Source organism: Pseudorhodobacter sp. (assembly GCF_034675685.1).
Classification (GTDB): Bacteria; Pseudomonadota; Alphaproteobacteria; order Rhodobacterales; family Rhodobacteraceae; genus Pseudorhodobacter.
Genome location: NZ_JAUCDA010000003.1, coordinates 78,580 through 103,251 on the forward strand (window position 1 = coordinate 78,580; position 24,672 = coordinate 103,251).

General features: G+C 59.7%; 34 protein-coding genes and 1 tRNA gene. 14 read left to right on the plus strand and 21 right to left on the minus strand.

What is annotated here, in order from left to right; translation table 11 throughout:
• Positions 1–7: 7 nt before the first annotated feature.
• Both VDP61_RS03400 and VDP61_RS03405 read left to right on the plus strand, forming a co-directional pair.
• The gene (locus VDP61_RS03400) at positions 8–508 is read left to right on the plus strand and encodes a TRAP transporter small permease subunit (RefSeq protein ID WP_323005546.1); all 501 of its coding nucleotides are present in this window, start codon (positions 8–10) and stop codon (positions 506–508) included.
• Positions 505–2,055, plus strand: coding sequence for a TRAP transporter large permease (locus VDP61_RS03405; RefSeq protein WP_323005547.1), 1,551 nt, complete (start codon positions 505–507; stop codon positions 2,053–2,055). Before VDP61_RS03400 ends, VDP61_RS03405 begins: the two co-directional genes overlap by 4 nt.
• 39 nt (positions 2,056–2,094) lie before the next feature.
• Here VDP61_RS03405 and VDP61_RS03410 read toward each other — a convergent pair whose 3' ends face one another.
• On the minus strand, positions 2,095–2,865 hold the full coding sequence (locus VDP61_RS03410; protein WP_323005670.1) for a lytic transglycosylase domain-containing protein: 771 nt from the start codon (positions 2,863–2,865) through the stop codon (positions 2,095–2,097).
• 36 nt (positions 2,866–2,901) lie between these two features.
• Between VDP61_RS03410 and VDP61_RS03415 the strand changes: the two genes are divergently transcribed.
• Complete coding sequence (locus VDP61_RS03415; RefSeq protein ID WP_323005548.1) at positions 2,902–3,228, plus strand: hypothetical protein; 327 nt, start codon at positions 2,902–2,904, stop codon at positions 3,226–3,228.
• 129 nt (positions 3,229–3,357) lie between these two features.
• Here VDP61_RS03415 and VDP61_RS03420 read toward each other — a convergent pair.
• Positions 3,358–3,433 (minus strand) — tRNA-Ala (locus VDP61_RS03420).
• A 132-nt stretch (positions 3,434–3,565) separates the two neighbouring features.
• Complete coding sequence (locus tag VDP61_RS03425) at positions 3,566–3,910, minus strand: TIGR02300 family protein (RefSeq protein ID WP_323005549.1); 345 nt, start codon at positions 3,908–3,910, stop codon at positions 3,566–3,568.
• A gap of 247 nt (positions 3,911–4,157) precedes the next feature.
• Here VDP61_RS03425 and VDP61_RS03430 point away from each other — a divergent pair, with 247 nt between their 5' ends.
• The 5 genes from VDP61_RS03430 to glyA all read left to right on the plus strand — a co-directional run bounded on the left by VDP61_RS03430 (position 4,158) and on the right by glyA (position 8,281).
• A complete protein-coding gene (locus VDP61_RS03430; protein WP_323005550.1) occupies positions 4,158–4,856 on the plus strand; it encodes a SprT family zinc-dependent metalloprotease in 699 nt (232 codons plus the stop codon).
• 49 nt (positions 4,857–4,905) lie between these two features.
• A complete protein-coding gene (locus VDP61_RS03435; RefSeq protein ID WP_323005551.1) occupies positions 4,906–5,571 on the plus strand; it encodes a GntR family transcriptional regulator in 666 nt (221 codons plus the stop codon).
• Between the two features lie 114 nt (positions 5,572–5,685).
• Positions 5,686–6,066, plus strand: a complete 381-nt coding sequence (locus VDP61_RS03440; RefSeq protein WP_323005552.1) for a DUF6455 family protein — start codon at positions 5,686–5,688, stop codon at positions 6,064–6,066.
• Positions 6,067–6,137: 71 nt separating this feature from the next.
• Positions 6,138–6,842, plus strand: a complete 705-nt coding sequence (deoD, locus tag VDP61_RS03445; protein WP_323005553.1) for a purine-nucleoside phosphorylase — start codon at positions 6,138–6,140, stop codon at positions 6,840–6,842.
• 116 nt (positions 6,843–6,958) lie between these two features.
• The gene (glyA, locus tag VDP61_RS03450; protein WP_323005554.1) at positions 6,959–8,281 is read left to right on the plus strand and encodes a serine hydroxymethyltransferase; all 1,323 of its coding nucleotides are present in this window, start codon (positions 6,959–6,961) and stop codon (positions 8,279–8,281) included.
• A 50-nt stretch (positions 8,282–8,331) separates the two neighbouring features.
• On the opposite strand, the gene VDP61_RS03455 is transcribed toward glyA, so the two are convergent.
• The 17 genes from VDP61_RS03455 to VDP61_RS03535 all read right to left on the minus strand — a co-directional run bounded on the left by VDP61_RS03455 (position 8,332) and on the right by VDP61_RS03535 (position 18,441).
• Entirely contained in the window at positions 8,332–8,544 is a 213-nt protein-coding gene (locus VDP61_RS03455) for a hypothetical protein (RefSeq protein WP_323005555.1), read from the minus strand.
• A 47-nt stretch (positions 8,545–8,591) separates the two neighbouring features.
• The gene (locus VDP61_RS03460; RefSeq protein ID WP_323005556.1) at positions 8,592–8,732 is read right to left on the minus strand and encodes a hypothetical protein; all 141 of its coding nucleotides are present in this window, start codon (positions 8,730–8,732) and stop codon (positions 8,592–8,594) included.
• Positions 8,733–8,971: 239 nt separating this feature from the next.
• A complete protein-coding gene (locus tag VDP61_RS03465; RefSeq protein ID WP_323005557.1) occupies positions 8,972–9,748 on the minus strand; it encodes a succinate dehydrogenase iron-sulfur subunit in 777 nt (258 codons plus the stop codon).
• 13 nt (positions 9,749–9,761) lie between these two features.
• Positions 9,762–10,511, minus strand: a complete 750-nt coding sequence (locus VDP61_RS03470) for an FkbM family methyltransferase (RefSeq protein ID WP_323005558.1) — start codon at positions 10,509–10,511, stop codon at positions 9,762–9,764.
• Between the two features lie 3 nt (positions 10,512–10,514).
• Entirely contained in the window at positions 10,515–10,811 is a 297-nt protein-coding gene (locus VDP61_RS03475) for a hypothetical protein (protein WP_323005559.1), read from the minus strand.
• On the minus strand, positions 10,808–11,119 hold the full coding sequence (locus tag VDP61_RS03480; RefSeq protein WP_323005560.1) for a hypothetical protein: 312 nt from the start codon (positions 11,117–11,119) through the stop codon (positions 10,808–10,810). Before VDP61_RS03480 ends, VDP61_RS03475 begins: the two co-directional genes overlap by 4 nt.
• Before the next feature lie 10 nt (positions 11,120–11,129).
• Positions 11,130–11,447 carry a hypothetical protein gene (locus VDP61_RS03485; RefSeq protein ID WP_323005561.1) on the minus strand — a complete coding sequence of 106 codons (318 nt, stop codon included), beginning with the start codon at positions 11,445–11,447 and terminating at the stop codon, positions 11,130–11,132.
• The gene (gene sdhA, locus VDP61_RS03490) at positions 11,447–13,249 is read right to left on the minus strand and encodes a succinate dehydrogenase flavoprotein subunit (protein WP_323005562.1); all 1,803 of its coding nucleotides are present in this window, start codon (positions 13,247–13,249) and stop codon (positions 11,447–11,449) included. Before sdhA ends, VDP61_RS03485 begins: the two co-directional genes overlap by 1 nt.
• 10 nt (positions 13,250–13,259) lie before the next feature.
• Positions 13,260–13,631, minus strand: coding sequence for a succinate dehydrogenase, hydrophobic membrane anchor protein (locus tag VDP61_RS03495; protein ID WP_323005563.1), 372 nt, complete (start codon positions 13,629–13,631; stop codon positions 13,260–13,262).
• A gap of 10 nt (positions 13,632–13,641) precedes the next feature.
• Positions 13,642–14,028 carry a succinate dehydrogenase, cytochrome b556 subunit gene (sdhC, locus tag VDP61_RS03500; protein ID WP_323005564.1) on the minus strand — a complete coding sequence of 129 codons (387 nt, stop codon included), beginning with the start codon at positions 14,026–14,028 and terminating at the stop codon, positions 13,642–13,644.
• A 316-nt stretch (positions 14,029–14,344) separates the two neighbouring features.
• Positions 14,345–15,058 carry a DUF4344 domain-containing metallopeptidase gene (locus VDP61_RS03505; protein WP_323005565.1) on the minus strand — a complete coding sequence of 238 codons (714 nt, stop codon included), beginning with the start codon at positions 15,056–15,058 and terminating at the stop codon, positions 14,345–14,347.
• An 86-nt stretch (positions 15,059–15,144) separates the two neighbouring features.
• Positions 15,145–15,288 carry a hypothetical protein gene (locus tag VDP61_RS03510; protein WP_323005566.1) on the minus strand — a complete coding sequence of 48 codons (144 nt, stop codon included), beginning with the start codon at positions 15,286–15,288 and terminating at the stop codon, positions 15,145–15,147.
• Positions 15,257–15,703: a hypothetical protein gene (locus VDP61_RS03515; RefSeq protein ID WP_323005567.1), complete on the minus strand. Its 447-nt coding sequence runs from the start codon at positions 15,701–15,703 to the stop codon at positions 15,257–15,259. Before VDP61_RS03515 ends, VDP61_RS03510 begins: the two co-directional genes overlap by 32 nt.
• 1 nt (position 15,704) lies before the next feature.
• The gene (locus tag VDP61_RS03520; RefSeq protein ID WP_323005568.1) at positions 15,705–16,733 is read right to left on the minus strand and encodes a MaoC family dehydratase; all 1,029 of its coding nucleotides are present in this window, start codon (positions 16,731–16,733) and stop codon (positions 15,705–15,707) included.
• A gap of 94 nt (positions 16,734–16,827) precedes the next feature.
• Complete coding sequence (locus VDP61_RS03525) at positions 16,828–17,031, minus strand: DUF1737 domain-containing protein (RefSeq protein WP_323005569.1); 204 nt, start codon at positions 17,029–17,031, stop codon at positions 16,828–16,830.
• 3 nt (positions 17,032–17,034) lie between these two features.
• Complete coding sequence (locus tag VDP61_RS03530; protein ID WP_323005570.1) at positions 17,035–17,577, minus strand: NnrU family protein; 543 nt, start codon at positions 17,575–17,577, stop codon at positions 17,035–17,037.
• 15 nt (positions 17,578–17,592) lie between these two features.
• Complete coding sequence (locus VDP61_RS03535; protein WP_323005571.1) at positions 17,593–18,441, minus strand: CoA ester lyase; 849 nt, start codon at positions 18,439–18,441, stop codon at positions 17,593–17,595.
• Positions 18,442–18,641: 200 nt separating this feature from the next.
• On the opposite strand from VDP61_RS03535, the gene VDP61_RS03540 reads away from it, so the two are divergent.
• Positions 18,642–18,968: a hypothetical protein gene (locus VDP61_RS03540; RefSeq protein WP_323005572.1), complete on the plus strand. Its 327-nt coding sequence runs from the start codon at positions 18,642–18,644 to the stop codon at positions 18,966–18,968.
• Here VDP61_RS03540 and VDP61_RS03545 read toward each other — a convergent pair.
• The gene (locus tag VDP61_RS03545; protein ID WP_323005573.1) at positions 18,949–19,713 is read right to left on the minus strand and encodes a sulfite exporter TauE/SafE family protein; all 765 of its coding nucleotides are present in this window, start codon (positions 19,711–19,713) and stop codon (positions 18,949–18,951) included. The genes VDP61_RS03540 and VDP61_RS03545 overlap by 20 nt on opposite strands.
• 164 nt (positions 19,714–19,877) lie before the next feature.
• On the opposite strand from VDP61_RS03545, the gene mdh reads away from it, so the two are divergent.
• The 5 genes from mdh (at position 19,878) to sucD (ending at position 24,595) form a co-directional block, all read left to right on the plus strand.
• Positions 19,878–20,840 carry a malate dehydrogenase gene (gene mdh, locus VDP61_RS03550; RefSeq protein ID WP_323005574.1) on the plus strand — a complete coding sequence of 321 codons (963 nt, stop codon included), beginning with the start codon at positions 19,878–19,880 and terminating at the stop codon, positions 20,838–20,840.
• 134 nt (positions 20,841–20,974) lie between these two features.
• Entirely contained in the window at positions 20,975–21,976 is a 1,002-nt protein-coding gene (locus VDP61_RS03555) for a hypothetical protein (RefSeq protein ID WP_323005575.1), read from the plus strand.
• 193 nt (positions 21,977–22,169) lie between these two features.
• Positions 22,170–23,363, plus strand: a complete 1,194-nt coding sequence (gene sucC, locus VDP61_RS03560; protein WP_323005576.1) for an ADP-forming succinate--CoA ligase subunit beta — start codon at positions 22,170–22,172, stop codon at positions 23,361–23,363.
• A 103-nt stretch (positions 23,364–23,466) separates the two neighbouring features.
• Complete coding sequence (locus VDP61_RS03565; protein WP_323005577.1) at positions 23,467–23,664, plus strand: hypothetical protein; 198 nt, start codon at positions 23,467–23,469, stop codon at positions 23,662–23,664.
• Positions 23,665–23,710: 46 nt separating this feature from the next.
• Complete coding sequence (gene sucD / locus VDP61_RS03570) at positions 23,711–24,595, plus strand: succinate--CoA ligase subunit alpha (RefSeq protein WP_323005578.1); 885 nt, start codon at positions 23,711–23,713, stop codon at positions 24,593–24,595.
• The last annotated feature ends 77 nt before the right edge of the window (positions 24,596–24,672 follow it).

The window sequence follows — 24,672 nt, forward strand, 5'->3', positions numbered from 1 at the left end:
GTACAGGATGGAGCGTTTTGCAGATCGGTTGGATCAGATCAACCGCGCCGTGGGCGGCGTGGTGATGTGGACCGCCCTTGCCATGGTGCTGCTACAATTTGGCATCGTGCTGCTGCGCTATGTCTTTGGCTACACGTCTATTTTTATCAATGAAACGGTGCTGTATCTGCATGCCTCGCTGTTCATGCTGGGCGCGGGCTATACCTTGTTGATGAATGGCCATGTGCGGGTTGATATTTTCTACGCCCCGCTTTCGGCCCGTAAAAAGGCGATGGTCGATATCTTTGGCCATCTGTGCTTGATGCTGCCATCCCTTGCGATCCTGCTTTATTACAGTTGGCCTTCGGTGCGCCGTGCCTGGGCAATTCTGGAAGGGCCGATTTCGGTCGGCGGGGTGCCTGCCTCGTTTTTGCTTAAATCCCTGATCCCGGCCTTTTGCGTTTTACTGCTGATCCAGGGTCTGTCGGCGCTTATTCGTGATGTTATCCGGCTGGGAGGCCCAGAATGACCCTGCCACTTGACCTGATGATGTTTGCGGCCCTGATCATCGTGATCCTTATGGGCTATCCGGTGGCCTTTTCCATCGCGGGCGTTGCCACGGGTTTTGCCTTGCTGGGCTGGGCGCTTGGCGTGTTTGACCTTGGGTTGATGGGCGCGCTGGCGCAACGCTTTTTTGCAGTGATGACCAACCCGGTGCTGACCGCGATTCCGCTTTTCGTGCTGATGGGGGTGGTGCTGGAAAAATCCCGTATCGCCGAGGATTTGCTGGAAACCATGGGCCGCCTGTTCGGTGCCATGCGCGGGGGCTTGGGCGTGTCGGTGATGTTGGTCGGCGCGCTGCTGGCGGCATCGACGGGCATCGTTGGCGCCACGGTGGTCGCCATGGGCATGATCGCGCTGCCTGCGATGCTGCGCAATGGTTACAACCCGCGCCTTGCGGCGGGTATGGTGGCGACAGCGGGCACATTGGGGCAGATCATTCCGCCTTCCACCTTGCTGATCATTCTGGCCGAGGTGATGTCATCGGCCTTTCAGCAAGCGCAATATGAGCAGGGCAAGTTTTCGGTTGAAACCATTTCGGTCGGCCAGACCTTTGCCGCCGCCCTGGTGCCGGGGTTGCTGCTGGTGGTGATCTACATCCTTTATATCTTTGGCCGTGCCTGGCTGATTCCCAAAGACGCGCCCGCGATGCGTGAACGAGCCATCAAGCCCTCAGTCGTCGAGGTGTTCGGTGCGATCGTCCCGCCCGTGCTGCTGATCTTTGCCGTGCTGGGGGCGATCCTTGGGGGGGTGGCCAGCCCGAATGAGGCGGCATCGGTTGGCGCTGTCGGCGCAATCTTGCTGGCGGGTCTGCGCCAGGGGGCGCCGCGCTGGCTTATCCTTTCGGGGGCGGGGGCGCTGCTGATCCTTGCCTTTGCCGCAGGGCTGGCCCCGGTGCGGTTGCAACGCTCCGATGCCGGGGTTTTGGAATATGCGATGGCGGCCACCTATACCGGCCTTGCGCTGATCGGCGTGGCCGCGATTGCGGCGGCGCTGTTGGCGACGTTTCGCAAAGGCATCATGTTCGCGGCGATGGGGCAAACGCTGATCGTTACCTCGATGATCTTTGCGACCATCCTCATGGCTTCCTATTTCAGCCTTGTTTTCGTTGGTTTGGGCGGCGAGCACCGCGTGGCTGACATTTTGCAATCGCTGCCGGGCGGGCCAACGGGCGCGCTGATCTTTGCCATGGCGTTCATCTTTGTTCTTGGTTTTTTCCTTGATTTCGTTGAAATCTCGGTGATCTTGCTGCCGCTTCTGGTGCCACCGCTTATCTTGATGGGGCATGATCCGATCTGGCTGGCGGTGCTGATTGCGGTGAACCTGCAAACCTCGTTCCTGACGCCGCCTTTCGGATTTTCGCTGTTCTACCTGCGCGGCGCGGCCCCGCCCGAGATCACGACCGGCATGATTTACCAAGGCGTTGCCCCGTTCATCTTGCTGCAAATCGTTGCCATGGCGCTGATCTGGGCCTTTCCCACCATCTCAACCTGGCTGCCGAACCTTGTGTTCTGAAACATAAAGGGGGCCCCGGTGGCCCCCTTCAAACCCAAATCAACCGTCGATCCGCGCGCCCATGATCGAGATCGCCTCTTGGTACACGCTTGCAGCGTTCCAGTCCTTTAGAACAGCATAATTGGGCTGGCCTTTCTGATAGCCTTGCCCCGGCTGCCAGCCCTTTTGCCGCAGAAAGTTGGCGGTAGAGGTCAGCGCATCAACGCGGTTGTTCAAATCCACCCGCCCGTTGCCATCGCCATCAACCCCGTATTTCAGCGCATTGCCCGGCAGGAACTGCGTATGCCCCCATTCGCCATGCTTGGCCCCGACTGTCTCGGCGCTGATCGACCCGCGATCCACCAGGATCAGCGCCGCCATCATATGCGGGTGAAAGAAATCAGAGCGCCGACAATCATATGTCAGCGTTGAAATGGCCGCGACAATCCTTGTATTGCCCATGAAACCACCAAAGGCCGTCTCCATCCCGTGAATCGCAATCAGCACGCCAGCCGGCACGCCATATTGCCGTTCGACCGCCGCAAAAAATGCGGCATTCTTGGCCTTGTGGCCGCGCCCTTGCTTGATGATTGTATCCGCGCCGCGCAGCTGCATGAACTTTTCAAGACTGTATTTGAAGCTTTTCTGGTTGCGATCAGCCGCAATGGTTTCGCGCGAATAACTGGTTCCCATCAGTGCTGCGATCCCCTTGGCCCCCACGCCTTGCGCAGCGGCCTCTGCAGCAATTTCTGCTTTCCAGCCGTCATACCCGTTGCCCGAATCAGAGCAGGAGGCCGCCACCGCAGCCCCCCCCCGCCATGGACAGCCCAGCTACGACCGCAAGTGTCATCAGAACGGGTTTCATTTTTGGCATATGCACACTCCCAAATCAATCTGGCGCAAGTTTACGGGGAAGCTACAGCCATTCAAGGGCCTGATTTCAATAAGATACAGCATAAAGCGCTTGCCAAGAAGAATGTTGCGCCTGCGTTCGCTTTTGACCAGCTACGCCTTGTCCTGACAGGCGTGTCGCGCCTCATCGCTTTTGGCGCCATGGCAAAAGCCATTGCTTTCATCACGCATCTTTTCGGCGGCCCGTCTTTCGGCGGATTTTTCCTTTTTGCCAGCCTGTTGGGTTTGCTGCGTAGTCGCTGCCATGCACAGGTCCACATTTCTTGCACGCGCGGCGGTTAGATGGGGGGCGGGGCGAAGGCAGCATGTGCCGCGCCCCCATTTTGTCCCATCGCCAAGGCTTGCGCGCAGCTTAGAAACAACAAAACCCCTTACGGGGCTTTGCCAGCGGGCAGTAGTATTTGGGAAATATGGTGGAGCCAGGCGGGATCGAACCGCCGACCTCTTGAATGCCATTCAAGCGCTCTCCCAACTGAGCTATGACCCCACCGGATGTAGCCCCGTTTGGACTACTTGGGCTATTTAGGTGAGGGAGGCGGGCGCTGCAAGAGGAAAAATCATTCTTGCGGCGCAATTTTCTCTCACGTCGTTTCAGGCGTCGTGGTTAAGTGTTGCCGCCTCAGCTATCATCGTCAGGGTTGCTGACATCGGCGATCTCATCCAGCGAAACGCTGTCATCATCTTCATCTTCAAGCAGATCATCGTCGACGCCATCCGTATCGTCGTCTTCGACAACGGAAAGCAGATCGTCATCTGTATCCAGATCATCAATCACGGCATCCTTTTCCGTGGCCTTGGCCGCAGCAGGGCGGCTGGCAGCCGAAGAGATGATCTTGCGCCGAGCGCTTTCAATATCCACGACTTCGCCCGTATAGGGGCTGATGATCGGGGTTTTGTTCAGGTCGTAAAAGCGCTTTCCGGTGGTGGGGCAAAGGCGCTTGGTGCCCCATTCTTCTTTGGGCATGGTTTTTCCCTTATGTCATCAGCATCAAACGGGGTCCGTGATGGGCCCAGCAATTCCAGCAAAAACGTCGCTTGCCACAGGCGCGGGCGGGTGTCAAAGCCTTTTGCATGAAAACCGATATGGCCTAGATTCCGGGGCCAATCAAGGTGCAGCGGTAAATTGCACAGCGGATGGCCTGCGGCCGCAATCAGGCTTGCGGCAGGCGGCCTGTACGGGCATCCTGCGGCCCATAATGACAAGAGGGTATATGCCGATACTTCCCGGATCGCCGCCCGTTGAGGTGACCTTGCGCCGCACCGCGCAGGCAAGGCGCATGTCTTTGCGTGTGTCGCGGTTGGACGGGCGCGTCACGTTGTCCATGCCAACGCGCATGCGTGAGGCGGAAGCGATGGCATTCTTGCGGGCGCAAGAAGATTGGATCCGGCAGGCGCTGGTGGCTGTTGTGCCAAGCGGCGTGGTGGCAATCGGCTCTCAAATCCCGGTCGAGGGGCGGGCGCTGCGTCTGGTGGCAGGCAAGGGCCGCAGCCCGGTGGTTGCCGGCGATGAGTTGCAGGTGCCGGGGGATGAAGCCCGCGCAGGGGTGCGGGTTGCGGCCTATCTGAAACATCTGGCGCGTGACCGGCTTGCGCTTGCGTCTGATCACTACGCGCAGCGGATCGGGCGGCGCTATCACCGGCTGACATTGCGCGACACGCGCTCGCGCTGGGGGTCTTGCACCGCCGATGCGGGGTTGATGTATTCGTGGCGGCTGATCATGGCCCCGCCTTTGGTGTTGGATTATGTGGCCGCGCATGAGGTGGCGCATCTGGCTGAAATGAACCATTCTTCACGGTTCTGGGCGATCGTGGCCGATCTGATGCCAGATTATGAACGCCACCGCCGCTGGCTGAAAACCGAAGGCCATGCCCTTCACAGCTATCGGTTCACGGATCGGGGGGCGGCATGAGCGCCGGCATCCCAAACCCTGTGGCAAGGGGCAGACGCGGTGGTGCGCCATGCTGAGCGCGCGCGCCACGTCGCTTTCCCGCCCGGTTGACCCGAACGCTGCCGCACATGAACGGCTGTATCGCACCCTGCGCAGTCAGGTGATGCATGGCGAGTTGCCGCCCGGTCAGGCGCTTACGCTGCGCGGCCTTGCGCGCACCTTTGGCGTTTCCATGACCCCCGCGCGCGAGGCGGTGCGGCGCTTGGTTGCGGAAGGCGCATTGTCGCTGTCGTCATCCGGGCGGGCCGCTACGCCGGAACTCAGCCCGGAACGCATCGAAGAGCTGGCCTCTATCCGTGCCTTGCTGGAGCCGGAACTGGCCTCCCGCGCGCTGCCGCGGGCGCATTTCGCGCTGATTGATCGGCTGACGGCGATCAATGCCGCGAATAGCGAGGCGGTGCTGAAGCAAGACGCAGTGGCCTATATCCGCACCAACCTGGAGTTCCACCGCACGCTTTATCTGCGTGCCCAGGCCCCGGCAATGCTGGCGCTGACTGAAACTGTCTGGCTGCAGCTTGGCCCTACAATGCGGGCGCTTTATGGCCGCTTGCGCCGGAATGAGCCGCCACCGTATCACCGCCTGATTCTTGCCGCGCTGAAGGCCGGGGATGAGCCGGGGCTGCGGCTGGCGATTCGTACCGATGTGACCCAAGGCTTGCGGCATTTGACGACCTGACACGGCCTGCCGCCAAGCCGTTTCAGGTAACCGTGCAAATGATCTGGATCATGGCCCGCGCGTGGAAAAACTGTTCCCCTAAATCTGGCGGATATCCGACCGAGGGGGCTTTTGATGTTCGATATTCTGAAAATCACCTTCGCACGGTGGCGTAAACAGGCCGAGCTGGACAGGCTGACAGATCAAGATTGTGCCGATCTTGGTGCCAGTCGAACCTCCCTGCGCAATTATGTCGCGATGTCTGCGGCGGTGCCAAAGCGCTTGGCACAAATGGCCGTGGTTTTCGGCGCCGATCTGACCAAGCTGCAGCACAGGCGCGATAGTTACCTTAACGCGCTTGAGGTCTGTCAGGGCTGCGGCGCAGTGAAAAGCTGCAAGGCGCTTCTGGCCAATAGGGGGGCAAATATGGTGTTGCCGGCCCAAGCCGGGTTTTGCCCCAACGCAAGCCTTTACACGCAGCGCCGCTTTGCGCAGGCCGCTGGCCCCAAACACTGACCCGGCCTGCGTTTTGGTCTTTCCTATGGGCTGCTTCGTGCCTATCCTGCCCCAAGATACAGGAGAGCATGATGACCGTTCATATTGGTGCCAAACTTGGCGAGATTGCCGAAACCGTTCTGATGCCCGGTGATCCCTACCGCGCGCGTTGGGCTGCCGAAACATTTCTGACTGATGCCAGGTTGGTCAATGAAGTGCGCGGCATGCTGGGCTATACTGGCACATGGCAGGGCCACCGCGTCACGATTCAGGGATCCGGGATGGGGATGCCATCGCTGTCGATCTATGCGAATGAGCTGATCCGCGATTACGGCGCACAAACCCTGATCCGCATCGGCTCGGCAGGGGCGATGCAGCCAAATATCAAGGTGCGCGATCTGGTGCTGGCGATGTCGGCCTGCACGCTTTCAACCCCGTCTCGTGGAATTTTCAAAGAGCTGAATTTTGCCCCGACCGCCGATTTTGGCCTGTTGCAAGCGGCCTGGACGGCGGCGGCGGGGCGCGATGTGGCGACCCATGCCGGGCAGATCTATTCGTCCGATGTGTTCTATGACGAACGCCCCGACCTGACCGAACAGATGCAGCGCCATGGCGTTCTTTGCGTGGAAATGGAGGCGGCCGAACTTTATACGCTTGCCGCCCGCTATGGCCGCCGCGCCTTGGCTATTCTGACCATTTCCGACCATCTGCTGACGCATGAGGCCCTGCCATCGGACCAGCGTGAACGCAGCTTTGGCGATATGGTGGAAATAGCTCTGAAAGCGGCCTTTGCATGACATCTTGCAGCAATTTGGCGACCTTACGGCGTGCCGCACCGCTGCCAAGACGACCGCAAAGGCTGCCATAAAATCCCTTTCGGGACCAATCCTCGTTCTTGACCAAGGACCATGCAATGCCCCATCTCGCTCCACGCCCTTGGGTGCCAGCCGCCTGCGAAGCCCTGATTCAACAAATTGCCACCCAGACGGCAGGCACGTCGGCGCAGGTGGCGACGCGCCTGGAGGCGCTGATCGCCCGCAACACCGAAATCCACGATTTTGAGTGTTTCAACCTGAATCCCGCCACAAATGTGATGAACCCGGTGGCCGAGGCTGCCCTGTCGCGCGGTCTTGGCTCTCGTCCCAGTCTTGGCTACCCCGGTGACAAATATGAAATGGGGCTGGAGGCGATTGAGGAGATCGAGGTGATCGCCGCCGAACTTGCTGCCGAAGTTTTCGGTGCAAGATACGCCGAGATCCGTGTCGGCTCTGGCGCGTTGGCCAATCTTTACGGCTTCATGGCGCTGACCAGGCCGGGGGATGCCATCATCGCCCCGCCGGGCTCGGTGGGCGGCCATGTCACGCATCATGCAGCCGGTTGTGCTGGTCTTTACGGGCTTCTCAGCCATGCCGCCCCGGTGAATCCAGATGGCTATACCGTTGATCTTGTTGCCCTTCGCAGGTTGGCGCACAAGGTCAGGCCAAAGCTCATTACAATCGGCGGCTCGTTGAACCTGTTTCCGCATCCGGTAGCCGAGGTGCGTGCGATTGCCGATGAGGTTGGCGCATCAGTGCTGTTTGATGCGGCCCATCAATGCGGTATTATCGCCGGGGGGGCCTGGGCCAATCCGCTTGACCAAGGGGCGCATCTGATGACGATGAGCACCTATAAATCGCTTGGTGGCCCGGCGGGTGGCTTGATTGTAACAAATGACGCTGCCATTGCCGAACGCCTGGACGCAATCGCCTTTCCCGGCATGACCGCGAATTTCGATGCAGGCAAGACGGCCGCGCTGGCGATCAGCCTGCTGGATTGGCGCGACCATGGCGCAGCCTATGCAGGCGCGATGATAGAGGTGGCGCAGACCTTGGCCGCAGAACTTGCCAGCCTTGGCCTGCCGGTCTTTGGTGCTGATCGTGGCATGACCCAAAGCCACCAATTCGCGATTGAGGCGGCGGGTTTTGGCGGAGGCCAGACCGCCTCCAAAAGGCTGCGCAAGGCGGGCTTTCTGGCCTGTGGCATCGGCTTGCCGATTGCCGAAGTGCCGGGAGATATGAACGGGTTGCGCATCGGAACGCCAGAATTGGTGCGCCGTGGTGTGACGCCTGCGGATGTTCCGGCCCTGGCTGCGCTGATCGCCGAGGGCCTGCGCGCAAACAACCCGGCCAGTGTTGCGCCGCGCACAAAGGCGTTGCGTGCGCAGTTTCAGGACATGCATTTTATACGTCGGGCCTAGGCCAAACCGCGCCTGCAGGCTGTCTTTTGTGGCCGGTTCAGGGCTGCCTTTCAGGCAGAGTCGGGGCGCTTGCGCAAACAATCGCGCGGCAGTTTACCGGGGGCGGTATCTGTTTCGGCATCGCAGGCAGCGCAACGATAGTGGTTTGCCCCGCCCGCCTTGTCGAGTCGCCAGCGGCAGGCGCGGGTAAGCGTGGAGTTGCGGCGCGACAGCCACATATACAGCAAAGTGCCAAGCAAGAGGACGAGTAACAGAAGGGGCATGCCGCGCCTAGGCCATGCCCGTTAGCAAGCGCAAAGCCAACAGCATTTCAAGCGGCGGCAAAGTATTCGAAATACTCTTGCGGCTCTGGCTGTGTTGCTTGCGTAGCTTTTGGCGCATCATAATAGGCATAGGCTTGATCAAGAACCTCCAGCGCCAGGGCTGCGGCAGTTTCAGTTTGGTTTTCCATGTGAACCTCGGGTATCGCGGGGTTCCTCCCGGTTGCAACCTAAGTCTGCATGGGGGGCGGCGCAACCATCGTTTTTGCAACGCAGCACTGCTGTGACGTCAGGTCTTACCCTAGGGCAAGGCGGTTTGGTTTCAAGCGGTTGGCGGAAATCACCACGGCTTTCGGGGCGCGTGGGCAGCGCAAGAAAAGGCACCGCCGGGCCGGGGCCGCAGCGATGCCTTTGTGTTGCGCAATCGGCCCTATACCACGCGTTCAACCATTTTCTTCTTGATCTCAGCGATTGCCTTGGCCGGGTTAAGCCCCTTGGGGCAGGTTTTGGCGCAATTCATGATGGTATGGCAGCGATACAGCTTGAACGGGTCTTCCAGGTCGTCAAGCCGCTCTGGGGTCGCCTCATCGCGCGAGTCGATGATCCAGCGATACGCGTGAAGCAAAGATGCCGGGCCAAGATAGCGATCAGAGTTCCACCAATAGGACGGGCAAGAGGTAGAGCAACAAGCGCACATCACACATTCATAAAGCCCGTCAAGTTTGGCGCGATCCTCGATGCTTTGCTTCCATTCCTTGGCGGGGGTGTTGGTTTTGGTTTCCAGCCAGGGCATGATCGAGGCATGCTGCGCGTAGAAATGCGTAAGATCGGGGATCAGGTCCTTGACCACTGGCATGTGGGGCAGGGGGTATATTTTTACGTCGCCCTTCACTTCGTCGAGCCCATAGATACAGGCCAGCGTGTTGATGCCGTCGATATTCATGGCGCAAGAGCCGCAGATACCTTCGCGGCAGGAGCGGCGAAAGGTAAGGGTCGGATCAATCTCATTCTTGATCTTGATCAGCGCGTCAAGAACCATCGGGCCGCAGCTATCCATATCGACAAAATAGGTATCGACCCGCGGGTTTGCGCCATCATCCGGCGTCCAGCGATAGATGTTGAATTTGCGAACATTGCTGCCGCTGGGTTTCGGCCAGGTTTTTCCAGTGCGGATGGTCGAATTTTTGGGCAGGGTGAACTGAACCATGGGTCCGTCTCCTTTAAGAAGCGAGTGTTGTAGGGGCCGGGGCGCGGGCGTGCCACCGGGTAAACAGAACATCCATCAGGCGCGGCGCGCCGCCGCCTTTGCCATCGCCGGTCATTCGCAGAACGTCGCGAAATTCAAGGCCAGCGGCGGCAAGGCGGGTGATGAGGCTGGAGGGCGGGGCGATACCTTCAAAGCGCCGGATCAGCGACATCTCAAGGATCACAAAGTCAGTGCGCAGCAGGGTTTCGGTGGCGCCTGCCAGCACCTCATCCTCAAACCCTTCGGTATCAATCTTCAGGCCGACGCGGCCTTTGAAAGCGCTGGCGATCGTGTCAAGCGTGGTGACAGGAACCTCGCGCGCGTCTATCCGGTTGAATTTGTCCGACAAACTGTCGGTACGGTGGCGCAGGCTGGCCATCGCCCCTTGTTCGCCCTTGTCGGAATGGGGGATGTGGAGGGGCAAACTGCCGGGAATCGCCCCCAGCGCCGTTTCAAAGAAGACAGCAGAGCGGGGGGCATTTGGCCCGCTAAGGGCCACACGGGATTCGGCGCGCGGGTCGATCAGCACGAAATGCGCGCTGGGGAAAGCCTGGTACAGGAATGGCGTGCCCAGATCGACACCAACGTCAAAGACGATCTCGGGCGCAAGGCCAAAGCTTTGCAGATGAGCGGCCTGTGATTTATCGGCGATGGCCGTCAGCCCCTTGCGCCGCAAAAAGCGGTTTACCTGGGCGCGGTCGATCAAGCTGGGGTCTGGTGCCATGCGCTACCCCTTCCAATCGGGATGAGAGTAGAGGGGGCGCGTGGGGGGCTGACCGGATTTTTGAAAGACGCATTGATCATACAGCGCCGAGGGGTCGCGCCCCATCAGATAATCGCTGGTGATACCAAGTTTGACGCGGCCGCGCGCCTTGCCATCGGAAATACCCACGGCCACTTCGCCATGGGGGCCGGTGGCGTCATGGGCGCGTATCAGGCATTGGCGCTCGGCGTCTTGTACCGGGATCGGGCCGCAGGCGGCTACCAGAACCAGCGCGAGCATCAAGGCAAGTGGCCGCGTCATAGCGCCAACCCCGGAAGGCCGGCCCCTAGCACGCATTGCACGGTGTTGGGGCGTTGCAGGATGGTGGCGATAGTTTGCACCGTGCGGCTGCCCGCGCGGTTGCCGACATCCTTTGCCAGGGTCATGATTTCATCCGTGTTGGCATTGTCGATAACGCAAACGGCGACCGCCTCGGCCTGCGGGCCGGGAAGGCGTTGCTGAACCACCGGCAAGACCACCGATTTCGCGGTGCTGCGGGCGATTTGCTCAACCGGGTTGACGGTGGTGCAGGCCGCAAGCAAAGCCAATGGGATGAAGATGCGGATCATGCGGGCCCTTTCAGCGGTTTGCCATGACGATGCCGTGATCGTTCAGGCAGCGTTGTGTTTGCGCACGGTGGATGATGGCCCGCGCGATGCGGCGTGTGGCCGCGTTGGGTGCGGTGGCAATCGCGCCTTGCAGGCGGTCAAGCTCGGAAGCGGTGGCGTTGCTTGCGGCGCAGGTGGCGATTGCGGGCATCAGATTTTGCGGCGCGGTTCCCACCAAAGACGCCGCGATCACCGCTTTGGCCCGCTGCGCGGGTGTATCGGGCATGCTGACGGGGGCGGTACACCCTACGGCAAGCAGGCCCAAAGCAATGATCGCGGCGTGATGCATCAGTACACCCGCGCTTTCGGCGCGATTTTCTTCAGGTCAATCCCGCCGTCTTCTTGTTTGGTCAGGGGGGTCATATGCACCGGCCGCGACGACAGGGTCACCTTGTTGCCGTTGACATGGGCCAGCGAATGGACGCGCCAGTTCTTGTCGTCTCGGTCTGGGTAATCCTCATGCGCGTGGGCCCCGCGCGATTCCTTGCGCGCCTCGGCGGCGACGATGGTGGCAAGGGCGTTGGGCATCAGGTTGCCCAGCTCCAATGTCTCCATCAGGTCCGAGTTCCAGACCATTGAGCGGTCTGTGACCTTGAGATCATCCATCTTGGCCGCGATTGCGGTCATTTTCACCACGCCTTCCGCCAGCGTTTTATCCGTGCGGAACACGGCGGCATCGGCCTGCATGGTTTTTTGCATTTCCAACCGCAGATCTGCGGTGGGGATGGCGCCGTTGGCGTGGCGCACAGCGTCGAAACGCCCCAGCGCCTTGTCAACCTCGACCTTGTCAACCGGATGCGCGCGCTCGCCGGGCTTCAGGATTTCACCGGCACGGATCGCGGCGGCGCGGCCAAAGACCACGAGGTCAATCAGCGAGTTGGAGCCGAGACGGTTTGCACCATGCACGCTTGCGCAGCCCGCCTCACCCACAGCCATCAGGCCGGGGAAGACGGCGTCGGGGCTGTCTTTGGTCGGGTTCAACACTTCGCCAAAGTAGTTGGTCGGAATGCCGCCCATGTTGTAATGCACGGTCGGCAGCACCGGGATCGGCTCTTTTTGCAGGTCCACCCCGGCAAAAATGCGGGCAGATTCAGAAATGCCGGGCAAGCGCAGATCAAGCGTTGCCTTGGGCAGGTGGTTCAGGTTCAGGTGGATGTGGTCCTTGTTCGGGCCAACGCCGCGCCCTTCGCGAATTTCAATCGTCATGCAGCGTGATACCACGTCGCGCGACGCCAGATCCTTGTAGGTTGGCGCATAGCGTTCCATGAAACGCTCGCCTTCGGAATTGGTCAGATAACCGCCTTCGCCGCGTGCGCCTTCGGTAATCAGACAGCCCGAACCGTAGATGCCGGTTGGGTGGAATTGCACGAATTCCATATCTTGCAGCGGCAGGCCAGCGCGGGCGACCATGCCGTTGCCATCGCCGGTGCAGGTATGGGCCGAGGTGGCGCTGAAATAGGCGCGGCCATAGCCGCCGGTGGCCAGCACAACCATCTTGGCGTTGAAAACATGGATGGTGCCATCGTCAAGCTTCCACGCGACGATGCCGGTGCAACGCCCATCGGTGATGATCAGGTCAAGCGCGAAATATTCGATGAAAAATTCGGCGTTGTGCTTAAGGCTTTGGCCATAAAGCGTGTGCAAAATGGCGTGGCCTGTGCGGTCGGCGGCAGCACAGGTGCGTTGCACCGGCGGGCCTTCGCCAAATTCGGTGGTGTGGCCGCCAAAGGGGCGCTGGTAAATCTTGCCCTCTTCGGTGCGCGAAAACGGCACACCGTAATGCTCCAGCTCATACACCGCCTTGGGGGCTTCGCGGGCAAGGTATTCCATCGCATCGGTATCGCCCAGCCAGTCAGACCCCTTTACCGTGTCATACATATGCCACTGCCAGTTATCGGGCCCCATGTTGGACAGGCTGGCCGCAATGCCGCCCTGTGCGGCCACGGTATGCGAGCGGGTCGGGAAAACCTTGGTCACACAGGCGGTGCGCAGGCCTTGTTCCGCCATTCCAAGTGTTGCGCGCAGGCCAGCACCGCCAGCCCCCACGACAACAACGTCATATTCATGCGTTTCATATTCGTAAGCGGTCATGGTCAGTCCTTCAGAGCGCGATGCGGATCAGGGCGAAAAGCCCGGTCGCGGTGATCGCGTAAGAGAGTGAAATGGCGAGGATAACGAGCGCCTTGCGAACGGAGCCCTGGGTGTAATCCTCAATCATCATGGTGGCGCCTTTGGCAAAGTGGCGCATGCCGACAAAGATCACCAGCCCGGTCAGAACAGCGGGGAAAGGCCGCGAGAAGGTGGCGAGCACTTGCTCATGCGTGCCGCCAAGGGCCGAGCCGAAGATATAAAGCCATGTCGGCACCATGAAGGCGAGGCCGACGGCCGAAACGGTCATATGCCAGTGATGTTCGGTGCCGGAATGAGCCGAGCCCTTGCCCATGGCGCGCTTGCGGTCGGTTAGGTAACGCATGGTTGCCCCCTTATTGCACAAGAATGATGGTGATGATGGTCAGCACAACCGACCCGATGATGACAGCCCAGCCCGTCTTTTCAGCCGTGGGAATGTCAAACCCTTTGCCTGCGTCCATGTAAAGGTGACGTAGCCCGGCGAGGTAGTGATACCAGATCGCCCAAAGTGAGCCGGTAAAGACCAGATCACCGAACCAAGAGGTGGCCACCGCGTTGGCGGTTGCAAAATGCTCGGGCGAGGTCGCCGCAGCCGCCAGCCACCAGACTGCCAGCAAGGTGCCAACAATCAGCCCATTGCCCGTGATGCGCGTCAAAATCGAGACGATCGCCGTAAGTGGCATGCGGTATATTTGTAAGTGGGGGGAAAGGGGGCGTTGCACCCGCTTTACTTCGGCCATTGTCTATCCCTCGTGGCTGTGCCCGGCGGGATCGGCCCGCGCTTAGGCTTTCTGCTTTGCCTATGAATACCGTATTTTTTGCCCGAGTCACGAGTGCTGACACAAATAAACACGGCTTTTCCAAGCTGCGCTTGCAGAAAGATGGGTAACGTGATCACACAGCCGCCAAGTGTGATCACAAAAGGCGCGCGTATCGCGGCGCAGATTGCCTGTCACTGTCAGCAGATTGCCTGTCACCGTCAGGGTAAATCGCCGTTTCTGCAAAGCCGGGTGCAGCCAGGGGCGGGTTTACACAGTGAGTCACGGAGCGTTGTGATCACAAATCATTCGCAATCGCCTGCCGTTCCAGAAAATCAACATATTCGGTGCAGATCGTTATGGTCGCGGTATTAGCGTCATAAAACGCGTTCTCTTCCCCACAAGCGGCAAGTTCCACCGTCACCGTATAAGGCAGGGTGTAGATCGCGTTCAGGTCATTGACCTCATCAGCCAAAAGCGCACCGACTTCGCTTGTTCGGTCGCCGCGGAACCGAATGCTATTGCCGGGCGTATCGGCCTCCAGCGGTTCCAGCACGCCGCCCCAGGACGCTGCGGCAAGCTCAAACTCCTCAACGCAGGTCGCGGCACGCTCTGCGGGCAGATCAAAATCATCAATGAGGGATGCGCGCGCCTCGGGGTTGGCACCGTAAAACAAGCAGACCTGATTGTAATAGCGTTGAATATCAAGGCCATGAACATCCCAATAGGCAGGATCTTCGGCTTCTTGGGCGGCAAGCACAAAGGACAGTGCGGTAAGCGCAAGGATAAATTCCGCCGAGTCCTCTTCCCACAGCGCATCCAGCAACACCACCGACAGAATATCGGCGGCATCTTCTTCGCGGCCCAGAACAGGGGCGTCGGTCAGGTGAATCACCGCATGGCCAAATTCGTGGTAAAGCGTCGAGATGATATTGGCTGCCACAAAATCCTGCGACTCATCGGCGCAAACGGGGGATGCAAGGAGGAAGGCAAACGCAAGGCTACGGATCATTTTTGTCTCTAAGCTCTTTGAGTGAGGGCCCTGCGGGCACAGATGGCCAGTTTGCCAGTTTTGCCCCGCAAAGCAAAGGGGCTGGTTCAGTCAGGCATTGCCCCGGCCGTGATCAGGGTTTGAATCAGGCGGTCATCCTTGCCGCTTTCGCGTGCGTAGAATACGGCGTTATGGCCATTGCTGTCACGCAAAGAGGCGTCAGCGCCCGCATTGACAAGGGCCTGCACCATGGCCGCGCCATCGGGGCTTTGGGTAGATCATAAGGGGGGTGCGGCCAAACGTATCAGGCAGATTGATGTCGGCCCCAGCGGCCAGCGCTGCAGGCAAGAACGCAGGGTCGGTCAGGATATGAATAAGGCCGATACCATCCGTGGTGCGGGTGTTGATATCGGCCCCATGGCGCTGCAACAACGCCAGCTTTGGTTCAAAGTCGGCGTGATCCAGCATATGGATCGCCGCGAACCCATCGGGGTCGCGGGCAGTGGCAAGGGTGGGCGTCTCCTCTAGGGCGGCTTGGACTGCGGCGGTCGGGCCAACGGCCACCAGTTCAAAGAACACCTCCAGGTCTTCCATTGCGATGTCAGCGGCACGAAGCGGTGACGCCAGCATCACGACGGCGAGAAGGCAAAGCAGCAGGCGCGTCATTTTATACTGGCATCAAGGCCCAATAATCGAGGTCCAGCAGTACAGAGGGGTCATATTTGCCGTCGTTGTCGCGCAGAACAAAGGGGGCGCTGCCATGTTTCACGGCAACCAGACGCAGGCGGATCGCACCAACACCCGGCGCGGCCGTCTCGGCCTTGTCCAGCACTTCAGACCAGGCGCGCAGGGTATCGCCGGCAAAACAGGGGTTGGCATGCGCGCCCGCATTCAGCGCCACGATCATCTGCGCGTTTGCCAGCCCATTAAAGGATAGGGCCCGCGCCAGGCTGATGATATGGCCACCATAGATCAAGCGGCGGCCGTCGTCGCGGTTGGTCGCATCGAAATGCACTTTGGCGGTATTTTGCCAAAGGCGCGTGGCCAGCATATGCTCTGCCTCTTCAATGGTGACGCCGTCGACATGGTCGATTTTCTCGCCAATCGCGTAATCGCCCCAGCGGTGGGGTTCACCCGCCAGTGTAAAGTCATAATCGCTGAAATCGAGGCCATCGGGGATGACCAGACGATCGGGGGTGACGACAGATGGCAAGTCAGGGACCACGGTTGTGGGTGCGGGTGTGTCCCGGTTCTTGCGAACCATGACCCAGCGGACGTAATCCAGCACGGCTTCCCCCCTTTGGTTCAGGCCGCGCGTGCGAACGTAGACCACACCTGATTTTCCATTGGAGTTTTGTTTGAGCCCGATAATCGTGCTTTCCGAGCGCAGCGTGTCGCCGGGGTAGACCGGGGCAAGCCAGCGCCCATCGGCATAGCCAAGATTGGCAATGGCATTAAGCGAGATATCGGGGACAGTTTTGCCGAAAACGGTATGGAAGGCGATAAGATCATCAAGCGGAGAACCTTCCAGCCCACAGGCACCGGCAAAATCATCCGAGGAATAAAGGGCGGTGCGGGCGGGATAAAGCGCATGATACAGCGCACGTTCGCCTTCGGCCACGGTGCGCGGAACGGCGTGTTGGATGGTTTCGCCCAAGGTGTAGTCTTCGAAAAAACGGCCGAGGTTGGTTTTCATGGCGGTGGTCCTTGGGAGGCGGAGGGCAGGAGGGGGGCAAAAATGCAGCCGGCGCAGGGGGGTAGCGGTGCGTAGTGCCGCACCGCTACGCGTGCTATTGCTGGCCCAGTTTGGTATCGGCGGTGTAAGTGCCGGGGGCATCCTTGATCACGGCCTGGCCGCAGCGCATCACGCCCTTGGCGGCATCCCACGCATAGGTGGGTGCGCCATACAGCTCCCACCCTTTGTTCAGCGCGTCGGTGACTTTGTGGCAAAAGGCCGAGGTGTCTTCTTCGGTCAGCAGGCGGTAAAGTTTCATGATCTATCCAAACGGGTTGTAGCCAAGCCAGATATGGATGGCAGCGGTGAGGGAAAAGGCAACCACTGTTGCAACAATGGCGGTGATTTCTTTTTTGACCGGCACGACATGGTAAGGGCCGGGAGGGGACACGCGGTTAAGTACGATCACCTCGGCCAATGCCCAGGCGAATAGCCCGCCGAACAGCAGGAATGACGGCGTATCGCCGTTGACCAGCAGATGCGCGATGGCAAAGACCTTGACGGCGGTCAGTTGCGGGTTGCGCACCCATTTGGTGACGCGGGTTTTCGCACCCGATGCGGCAAAAAGGTAAAAGGCGAAAAGCATCAAAAGGTTGTTGATGCCGGTCGTGGCCGGATGGCGGCCCCAGAAGAAGGTGCCTTCCGCCGTGCTATAGCCGAAATACATCAGCACAATGGCTACAACCGAGCCAAGCGCCACGATGATCTTGCCCTTGTCGCCAAAACGGGCGCGGTGCGCGGGGGCGATGCGTTTCCAGAAATGCGTGCCGGACCAGAGGAGAAGGCCGAGAAGAATAAGAAACATAAGGTGCCTTTGGGGTTAGGTCATTGCCGCGATGGCTGCAGCTTTTGCCAAAGTCGCCTCTGCGGTGACAATATGCAAGTTCTCTACGATTTTACCATCTACGACCGCCACGCCCTGACCAGCGGCTTTCGCTGCGGTGAAAGCCTCTATCTGGCGCTGGGCGAGGGTGATTTCGGCCTCAGTTGGGGCAAAGGCTGCGTTGGCGATAGCAAGCTGTGCAGGGTGGATCAGGGTTTTGCCGTCAAAGCCCATATCACGGCCCTGGTCACATTCGGCGCGCAAGCCGTCATCATCCTTGAAGGCGTTATAGACCCCGTCGATGATGGTCAGGTTATGCGCCTTTGCGGCCAGCAGGCACAGGCCAAGCCCCGCCTGCATCGGCAGACGGTCGGCGCGGAAACGGCTGTTGAGTTCCTTGGCCAGATCATTGGTGCCCATGACCATGCCGACAAGGCGTGGATGCGCGGCGATGGACGTGGCGTTCAGCATGCCAAGCGCTGTTTCCATCATCGCCCAAAGCGGGGTGTCGGGGATGAGGCTGGCCACGGCATCAAGGTCTTTGGGGGTGGAGACCTTGGGGATCAGCAGCGCGTCGATTTTTGCGCCGGTGAAAGCTGCGATATCATCGGCGCCCCATTCGGTATCCAGCCCGTTCACCCGCACGATTTTCGCACGGTTGCCATAGTCGGCCGTGGCCAGCGTCTCAATCAACAGCGCACGGGCGGCGGATTTTTCATCCGGGGCGACCGCATCTTCCAGATCAAAGATGATCGCATCGGCGGCAAGGGTTTGCGCCTTTTCCAGCGCGCGGGTTTTTGAGCCGGGGATGTAAAGCGCAGAGCGGTAGGGGCGAATGGGGGGCATGATTCTCTCACAGGCAATTTTGTTGCGTCATGGGGTATGATTTTGGCACTATCTTCAACCCTAAATGCGCCGCGGTGCAGCATGGTGGGGCGGGGGATTAACCCTTTTTGCGTATTTCAGGCGCAGAGTTTTGGCAAGATATGGATGATTTTTCGCTCTGGGTCGTTGCCTTGATCCAAGCCAAACAGAAAGGTTCAGCGATGAAAGAGAAACTGTTTGCCCTGTCTTTGGGATTTGGTGCGCTGATCCTTGTGACACAGGCGCATGCGCAAACCCCGACTCTAACCGCGCTGCAATGCGGCCCACGCGGTGCCGTGATGGAACAGCTTGCAGATCGGTTTGGCGAAACGCGGCGGGCTATGGGCCTTGCTGCCAATAATATGGTGATGGAGATATTTGCATCCGATACTTCGCAAAGCTGGTCGATTACGGTGACGACGGCGCAGGGGCAAACCTGTCTGGTTGCCTCGGGGCAGGGGTTTGAGGCGATGAAAGATGCATTCCCCGCTAAGGGTGAGCCGGTGTAAGCAAGGGAATAACCGCAACCCACAGCATCCGCAAAGACAGCAGCAAAAGCGCCCATAGCACCAAAGTATAGAACAGCTTTTCGGGCAGGAGCCGCACCAGCCGCACCCCGGCGAACACCGCAAGCGTTGCGGGCGCAAACAGCCAGGCCGCGATTGGCAAGCTGTCAAGGGACAAGATGCCGATAGACCAATAGGCGGGCAGTTTGACGGCATTCACCCAGGTAAACAGGATGGTTGAGGTGCCGGCAAATACCATCTTGGGCAGGCGCAGCGGCAGGGTGTAAATCTGGAATGGCGGGCCGCCGGCATGGCTGAGAAAGCTGGTGAACCCGGCGGTCGCGCCCCAAAACAGGCCCGGCGCGATGCGCGCCTCTTGCGCGCCCGCTTTTGCCCCCCACCCCAGTAGACGACTGGCGGCAAAGCTGCTGCCCAATGCCCCGATCATGCCACCGACCAACTGTTCTGAAATCAGGTTCACGGTGGCCCAGCCCAGCCCGATGCCAAGCGCGGTGGCGGGAAACATGATTTTCAAGATGCGCAGGTCATAGTCACGCCGATAGGCCCAGACGCCGAACCAATCGGATACGATATAGATCGGCAGCAACAGCCCCGCAGCCTGCAACGGTGGCATCACCAGCGACAGAATCGGAACCGACATCATCGCCACTACGGGCAAACCGCCCTTGGACAGGCCGACCGCGATTGAGGCAATCACGGCCGCGATCCAAAATGCTGTGCCGTCCATTTCGCTCTCCCTCATCTGTCTTGTGGCAGCTTTCTTGCCGCTTTAGCGCAAACATCCTGTCTCGAACAGGGCGGGTGGCTATGCCGCATCGCAGCGCCCTTGCGCAATTCCCGCCAAGGGTCTAGGCATCCCCCATCAAACAACCCGACCCGGAGATTGAAATCATGGCCAGACCCAAGATTGCACTTATCGGCGCGGGGCAGATTGGCGGAACGCTCGCCCATCTCGCCGCGATCAAGGAACTGGGCGATATCGTCCTGTTCGATATTGCCGAAGGCACCCCCCAAGGCAAAGCGCTGGATATCGCGCAATCGGGCCCGTCCGAGGGCTTTGACGCCGTGATGAAAGGCGCCAATGACTATGCCGATATCGCAGGCGCCGATGTCTGCATCGTGACCGCAGGCGTTGCCCGCAAACCGGGGATGAGCCGCGATGACCTGCTGGGCATCAACCTGAAGGTGATGAAATCCGTCGGTGAAGGCATTGCCAAACATGCGCCGAATGCGTTTGTGATCTGCATCACCAACCCGCTTGACGCGATGGTATGGGCGCTGCGCGAGTTTTCGGGCCTGCCGCATAACAAGGTTGTGGGCATGGCTGGCGTATTGGATAGCGCCCGTTTCCGCCATTTCCTGTCGGTGGAATTCAACTGTTCCATGCGCGATGTGACCGCGTTTGTGTTGGGCGGCCACGGCGACACCATGGTGCCTCTGGCGCGCTATTCGACCGTTGGCGGCATCCCGCTGCCTGATCTGGTCGAAATGGGCTGGACCACGCAAGACAAGCTGGATGCGATCATCCAGCGCACCCGCGACGGTGGCGCTGAAATCGTTGGCCTGCTGAAAACCGGTTCGGCATTTTATGCACCGGCGACCTCTGCCATTGAAATGGCCGAAGCCTATCTGAAGGACCAAAAGCGTTTGCTGCCTTGCGCGGCCTATTGCGATGGTGAGCTGGGCGTGAAGGGCATGTATGTTGGCGTACCGACCATCATCGGCGCTGGCGGAATTGAGCGGATTGCCAATATCAAGATGAACCCGGCAGAGCAGGCGATGTTCGACAAGTCGGTTGATGCCGTAAAGGGCCTTGTGGCCGCCTGCAAAGAGATTGACCCGTCACTGGCCTGATCCGCCTTTGACGCCAGAACCATGGGGGCATCCGTTGGGGTGCCCCTTTTTCATTGCGCGCCTTTTCGATTGCCCCCCTTTACCATTGTGCGGCGGGCCGGCTTTTGCCACTCTTGCCCGAAATGGAGCAAAAGATGTGGTTTCAAGACCTGACAGGATTGACGCGGGATGATCCGGTAGCGGTGCGGGGCGCTGTTTCGGTAGAGGGCGACTGGCTCACCTCGGCCGCCAATGGGCGGCGCATGCGGGCCGGGCGGTTGACACTGCCGAGCCTTGCCGAACTGCGGGCGCTGCCTGTGGAGACTTCTGGGCGGGGTGAAAGCCAGTTGCGTGAGGTGGTGGGGGATGTGCGGGCGCTGCATGCCGACCCGGCGCATGCGGGGGCGGTATTTCAGGTGGCCTCGCAATTCAATTTGCTGGAAATGCCCGGACCGGATGTGGGGCCCGAGGATGGGATTGCGGGCTATGCCTATGATCGCACTCAGGGCCCGGCCTGCGCAATGGCCTGCGGCGCGGGAACGCTGTATCGCAATTATCTGATGCCGATGGGCAAACAGCAGGGCCAATCCGCGCTGGCGCAGGTGGATTGTCTGGCCGGACTGGGTGCTGCCTTGGGCAATGACGCGGGGCGGTTGTGGCGAATGAAAAATGGCTATGCACTGCCTACGGCAACGGGTTTGGCCAAGGTTTGTGCCAAGATTGACGCGCTGGGCACGGCAGAGCGTGAGGCGCTGAAAGGGCTGTTGCGCATCGGGGTACAGGCCGAAACGGAGGTCACGCTGAAAGGCGCCGGGCATCTGGTGACACAAGCCTATTGCAGCGCGCTGCCGATAGCCTATTCCGGTCTGCCCGCAGCTGCGTGGCAGGGCTTTGCGCGGCTTGTGTTGGAGGCAAGCTATGAGGCGTGTTTTCGGGTTGCTGCGCAGAATGCGCCCGGTAAACCACTGTTTCTGACCTTTATTGGGGGGGGCGCGTTTGGCAATCCGAGGCCCTGGATTTTGGATGCTTTGGCCAAGGGCTTTGCCGCAACGCGCGGCGCCGGGATTGACGCGGTTTTGGTCAGCTATAGCCGGGCCGGGGGGGCTGCGGATTGGCTTAGGGACATAAATTCCGGGGGGAATCCAAGCGCGGAGTAGCGAAACCGCGCCGGTTTTGACCTATCGAATCATAACGAAGTTTTAAGGCCGACAGCTTTGTGATCACAGCCTTGAAGGGTGTGATCACAAATGTCAGAATTATTCCTCAAAAGGTGATTTTTCAAGAAATGCCATTTGAAATTGCCTGTTTCTATGGCATTACAGGGCAAATTCCTTACCGATGGGACAGTCGATGAACATTCACGAATACCAAGCCAAAGCCCTGTTGCGCAGTTATGGGGCGCCTGTGTCCGATGGTCGCGTTGTCCTGCGTGCGGAAGAGGCGAAGACGGCAGCGGGCGAAATGGATGGCCCGCTTTGGGTGGTCAAGGCCCAAATTCACGCTGGCGGCCGCGGCAAGGGCCATTTCAAAGAGGCGCAGGCCGGGGAAAAGGGCGGTGTGCGGCTGGCGAAATCAGTAGGTGAGGCGGCCGAGATGGCCAAGCAAATGCTGGGCCGTACCCTTGTCACACATCAGACCGGGCCGGCTGGCAAGCAGGTGAACCGGATTTATATCGAAGATGGCTCTGACATCGCGCGCGAATTGTACCTTGCGCTGTTGGTGGATCGTCAGTCCAGCCGCGTCTCCTTTGTCGCCTCGACCGAGGGCGGGATGGATATTGAGGAGGTCGCAGCCAATACACCCGAAAAGATCGTGTCCTTTTCGGTCGATCCTGCCTCGGGTCTGTCCGATTTCCATGGCCGCCGCGTTGCCTTTGCGCTGGGTCTGACCGGCGGGCAGGTAAAACAATGCGTGGGCCTGATCAAGATCTTGTATAAAGCCTTCATCGAGAAGGATATGGAGATGCTGGAGATCAACCCCTTGATCGTGACGCCCGATGGCAACCTGAAATGCCTCGATGCCAAGATGAGCTTTGACGGTAACGCGATGTATCGCCACCCCGATATTGCCAGCCTGCGCGATGAAACCGAGGAAGACCCAAAGGAATTGGCGGCCTCCAAGTTCGATCTGAACTATATCGCACTAGAGGGTGAGATTGGCTGCATGGTCAATGGTGCGGGCCTTGCGATGGCGACGATGGATATCATCAAGCTTTACGGCGCCGAGCCTGCGAACTTTTTGGATGTTGGCGGTGGGGCCACGCGCGAGAAGGTGACCGAGGCGTTCAAGATCATCACCTCGGACCCGAATGTGAAGGGGATCCTTGTCAACATCTTCGGCGGTATCATGCGCTGCGATGTGATTGCCGAAGGTGTGGTGGCTGCGGTCAAGGAAGTCGGGCTGAAGGTGCCGCTGGTCGTGCGTCTGGAAGGCACCAATGTTGAAGAGGGCAAGGCCATCATCAACAATTCCGGCCTGAATGTGATCGCCGCCGAAAACCTGAAAGACGGCGCGCAAAAGATTGTAAAGGCGGTCAAGGGGTGACCCCCGCGCGCCACAAAAAGCCGGCGGGCCCATGGCCAAATGATAAGCCCGCAAAACGGCCAAAGGCCTGCGGATAACGTCAACAGTGATGAATGGGTGGGGAATGAAGAAAATTGTAATTGGATCATTGGCTTCATTGATGCTTGCAGCCTGCGGAGGCCCGGTGGTCCATGGGCAAACCGGCAGCGATGGCAACCCAGAGGCTGTTTGCAACCAGCAATCCGATTGGGCGCGCAGCGGCAAGGTCGGTGGTGAGGATATTTATATCACCTGTCCCGGAAACGCCCGCCCTGCCTACTGATAATCGGCACCGCTTGGTGCTTACATGACTGCATAAGGAGGCCCGAATGGCCGTACTCGTCAACAACAATACCCGCGTTATCTGTCAGGGCTTTACGGGAAGCCAAGGGACATTCCATTCCGAACAAGCAATTGCTTACGGGACGAAGATGGTCGGCGGCGTGACCCCCGGCAAGGGCGGCACCACGCATCTGGACCTGCCCGTGTATAATTCCGTGCATGAGGCGCGGGCTGCCACGCAGGCCAATGCGTCGGTGATTTATGTACCGCCACCCTTTGCCGCTGACAGCATCCTTGAGGCGATCGACGCCGAGATGGAGCTGATCGTTTGCATCACCGAAGGTATCCCGGTGCTGGACATGATGCGGGTCAAGCGCGCGCTGGAAGGCACAAAAAGCCGTCTGATCGGGCCAAACTGCCCCGGCGTCATCACCCCGGGCGAGTGCAAGATCGGCATCATGCCGGGCCATATTCATCGCCGCGGCTCGGTTGGTGTTGTGTCGCGCTCTGGTACGCTGACCTATGAAGCGGTGAAGCAGACCACAGATCTTGGCCTTGGCCAATCCTCGGCGGTAGGTATTGGCGGCGACCCGATCAAAGGGTCTGAACATATCGACATCCTGGAAATGTTCCTGGCCGACCCCGAAACCCAGTCGATCATCATGATCGGCGAGATTGGCGGCAGCGCCGAAGAAGAAGCGGCGCAGTTTTTGGCGGATGAGCGTAAAGCGGGCCGTTGGAAACCGACTGCCGGCTTTATCGCGGGGCGTACTGCCCCCCCCGGCCGCCGTATGGGCCATGCCGGCGCGATTGTTGCCGGTGGCAAGGGCGACGCGGAAAGCAAGATCGAAGCGATGAAGGCGGCCGGTATTGTCGTTGCCGAAAGCCCTGCCCATCTGGGTGAGGCCGTTATGGCTGCGATCAAGGCGTAAAAAAACAAGGGCGGGGGAAACTCCGTCTTTTCACCCATTCAGGAGCGGTGGGGGTTTTCCCTGCCTAGATCCGGCCC

What these genes read in the sequence shown, in the direction of transcription:
- VDP61_RS03400 (WP_323005546.1), top strand. Translation starts at nt 8, where the DNA reads ATGGAGCGTTTTGCAGATCGGTTGGATCAGATCAACCGCGCCGTGGGC.
- VDP61_RS03405 (WP_323005547.1), top strand. Translation starts at nt 505, where the DNA reads ATGACCCTGCCACTTGACCTGATGATGTTTGCGGCCCTGATCATCGTG.
- VDP61_RS03425 (WP_323005549.1), bottom strand. Translation starts at nt 3,910, where the DNA reads ATGCCCAAAGAAGAATGGGGCACCAAGCGCCTTTGCCCCACCACCGGA.
- VDP61_RS03430 (WP_323005550.1), top strand. Translation starts at nt 4,158, where the DNA reads ATGCCGATACTTCCCGGATCGCCGCCCGTTGAGGTGACCTTGCGCCGC.
- VDP61_RS03435 (WP_323005551.1), top strand. Translation starts at nt 4,906, where the DNA reads ATGCTGAGCGCGCGCGCCACGTCGCTTTCCCGCCCGGTTGACCCGAAC.
- VDP61_RS03440 (WP_323005552.1), top strand. Translation starts at nt 5,686, where the DNA reads ATGTTCGATATTCTGAAAATCACCTTCGCACGGTGGCGTAAACAGGCC.
- deoD (WP_323005553.1), top strand. Translation starts at nt 6,138, where the DNA reads ATGACCGTTCATATTGGTGCCAAACTTGGCGAGATTGCCGAAACCGTT.
- glyA (WP_323005554.1), top strand. Translation starts at nt 6,959, where the DNA reads ATGCCCCATCTCGCTCCACGCCCTTGGGTGCCAGCCGCCTGCGAAGCC.
- VDP61_RS03455 (WP_323005555.1), bottom strand. Translation starts at nt 8,544, where the DNA reads ATGCCCCTTCTGTTACTCGTCCTCTTGCTTGGCACTTTGCTGTATATG.
- VDP61_RS03460 (WP_323005556.1), bottom strand. Translation starts at nt 8,732, where the DNA reads ATGGAAAACCAAACTGAAACTGCCGCAGCCCTGGCGCTGGAGGTTCTT.
- VDP61_RS03465 (WP_323005557.1), bottom strand. Translation starts at nt 9,748, where the DNA reads ATGGTTCAGTTCACCCTGCCCAAAAATTCGACCATCCGCACTGGAAAA.
- VDP61_RS03470 (WP_323005558.1), bottom strand. Translation starts at nt 10,511, where the DNA reads ATGGCACCAGACCCCAGCTTGATCGACCGCGCCCAGGTAAACCGCTTT.
- VDP61_RS03475 (WP_323005559.1), bottom strand. Translation starts at nt 10,811, where the DNA reads ATGACGCGGCCACTTGCCTTGATGCTCGCGCTGGTTCTGGTAGCCGCC.
- VDP61_RS03480 (WP_323005560.1), bottom strand. Translation starts at nt 11,119, where the DNA reads ATGATCCGCATCTTCATCCCATTGGCTTTGCTTGCGGCCTGCACCACC.
- VDP61_RS03485 (WP_323005561.1), bottom strand. Translation starts at nt 11,447, where the DNA reads ATGCATCACGCCGCGATCATTGCTTTGGGCCTGCTTGCCGTAGGGTGT.
- sdhA (WP_323005562.1), bottom strand. Translation starts at nt 13,249, where the DNA reads ATGACCGCTTACGAATATGAAACGCATGAATATGACGTTGTTGTCGTG.
- VDP61_RS03495 (WP_323005563.1), bottom strand. Translation starts at nt 13,631, where the DNA reads ATGCGTTACCTAACCGACCGCAAGCGCGCCATGGGCAAGGGCTCGGCT.
- sdhC (WP_323005564.1), bottom strand. Translation starts at nt 14,028, where the DNA reads ATGGCCGAAGTAAAGCGGGTGCAACGCCCCCTTTCCCCCCACTTACAA.
- VDP61_RS03505 (WP_323005565.1), bottom strand. Translation starts at nt 15,058, where the DNA reads ATGATCCGTAGCCTTGCGTTTGCCTTCCTCCTTGCATCCCCCGTTTGC.
- VDP61_RS03510 (WP_323005566.1), bottom strand. Translation starts at nt 15,288, where the DNA reads ATGGTGCAGGCCCTTGTCAATGCGGGCGCTGACGCCTCTTTGCGTGAC.
- VDP61_RS03515 (WP_323005567.1), bottom strand. Translation starts at nt 15,703, where the DNA reads ATGACGCGCCTGCTGCTTTGCCTTCTCGCCGTCGTGATGCTGGCGTCA.
- VDP61_RS03520 (WP_323005568.1), bottom strand. Translation starts at nt 16,733, where the DNA reads ATGAAAACCAACCTCGGCCGTTTTTTCGAAGACTACACCTTGGGCGAA.
- VDP61_RS03525 (WP_323005569.1), bottom strand. Translation starts at nt 17,031, where the DNA reads ATGAAACTTTACCGCCTGCTGACCGAAGAAGACACCTCGGCCTTTTGC.
- VDP61_RS03530 (WP_323005570.1), bottom strand. Translation starts at nt 17,577, where the DNA reads ATGTTTCTTATTCTTCTCGGCCTTCTCCTCTGGTCCGGCACGCATTTC.
- VDP61_RS03535 (WP_323005571.1), bottom strand. Translation starts at nt 18,441, where the DNA reads ATGCCCCCCATTCGCCCCTACCGCTCTGCGCTTTACATCCCCGGCTCA.
- VDP61_RS03540 (WP_323005572.1), top strand. Translation starts at nt 18,642, where the DNA reads ATGAAAGAGAAACTGTTTGCCCTGTCTTTGGGATTTGGTGCGCTGATC.
- VDP61_RS03545 (WP_323005573.1), bottom strand. Translation starts at nt 19,713, where the DNA reads ATGGACGGCACAGCATTTTGGATCGCGGCCGTGATTGCCTCAATCGCG.
- mdh (WP_323005574.1), top strand. Translation starts at nt 19,878, where the DNA reads ATGGCCAGACCCAAGATTGCACTTATCGGCGCGGGGCAGATTGGCGGA.
- VDP61_RS03555 (WP_323005575.1), top strand. Translation starts at nt 20,975, where the DNA reads ATGTGGTTTCAAGACCTGACAGGATTGACGCGGGATGATCCGGTAGCG.
- sucC (WP_323005576.1), top strand. Translation starts at nt 22,170, where the DNA reads ATGAACATTCACGAATACCAAGCCAAAGCCCTGTTGCGCAGTTATGGG.
- VDP61_RS03565 (WP_323005577.1), top strand. Translation starts at nt 23,467, where the DNA reads ATGAAGAAAATTGTAATTGGATCATTGGCTTCATTGATGCTTGCAGCC.
- sucD (WP_323005578.1), top strand. Translation starts at nt 23,711, where the DNA reads ATGGCCGTACTCGTCAACAACAATACCCGCGTTATCTGTCAGGGCTTT.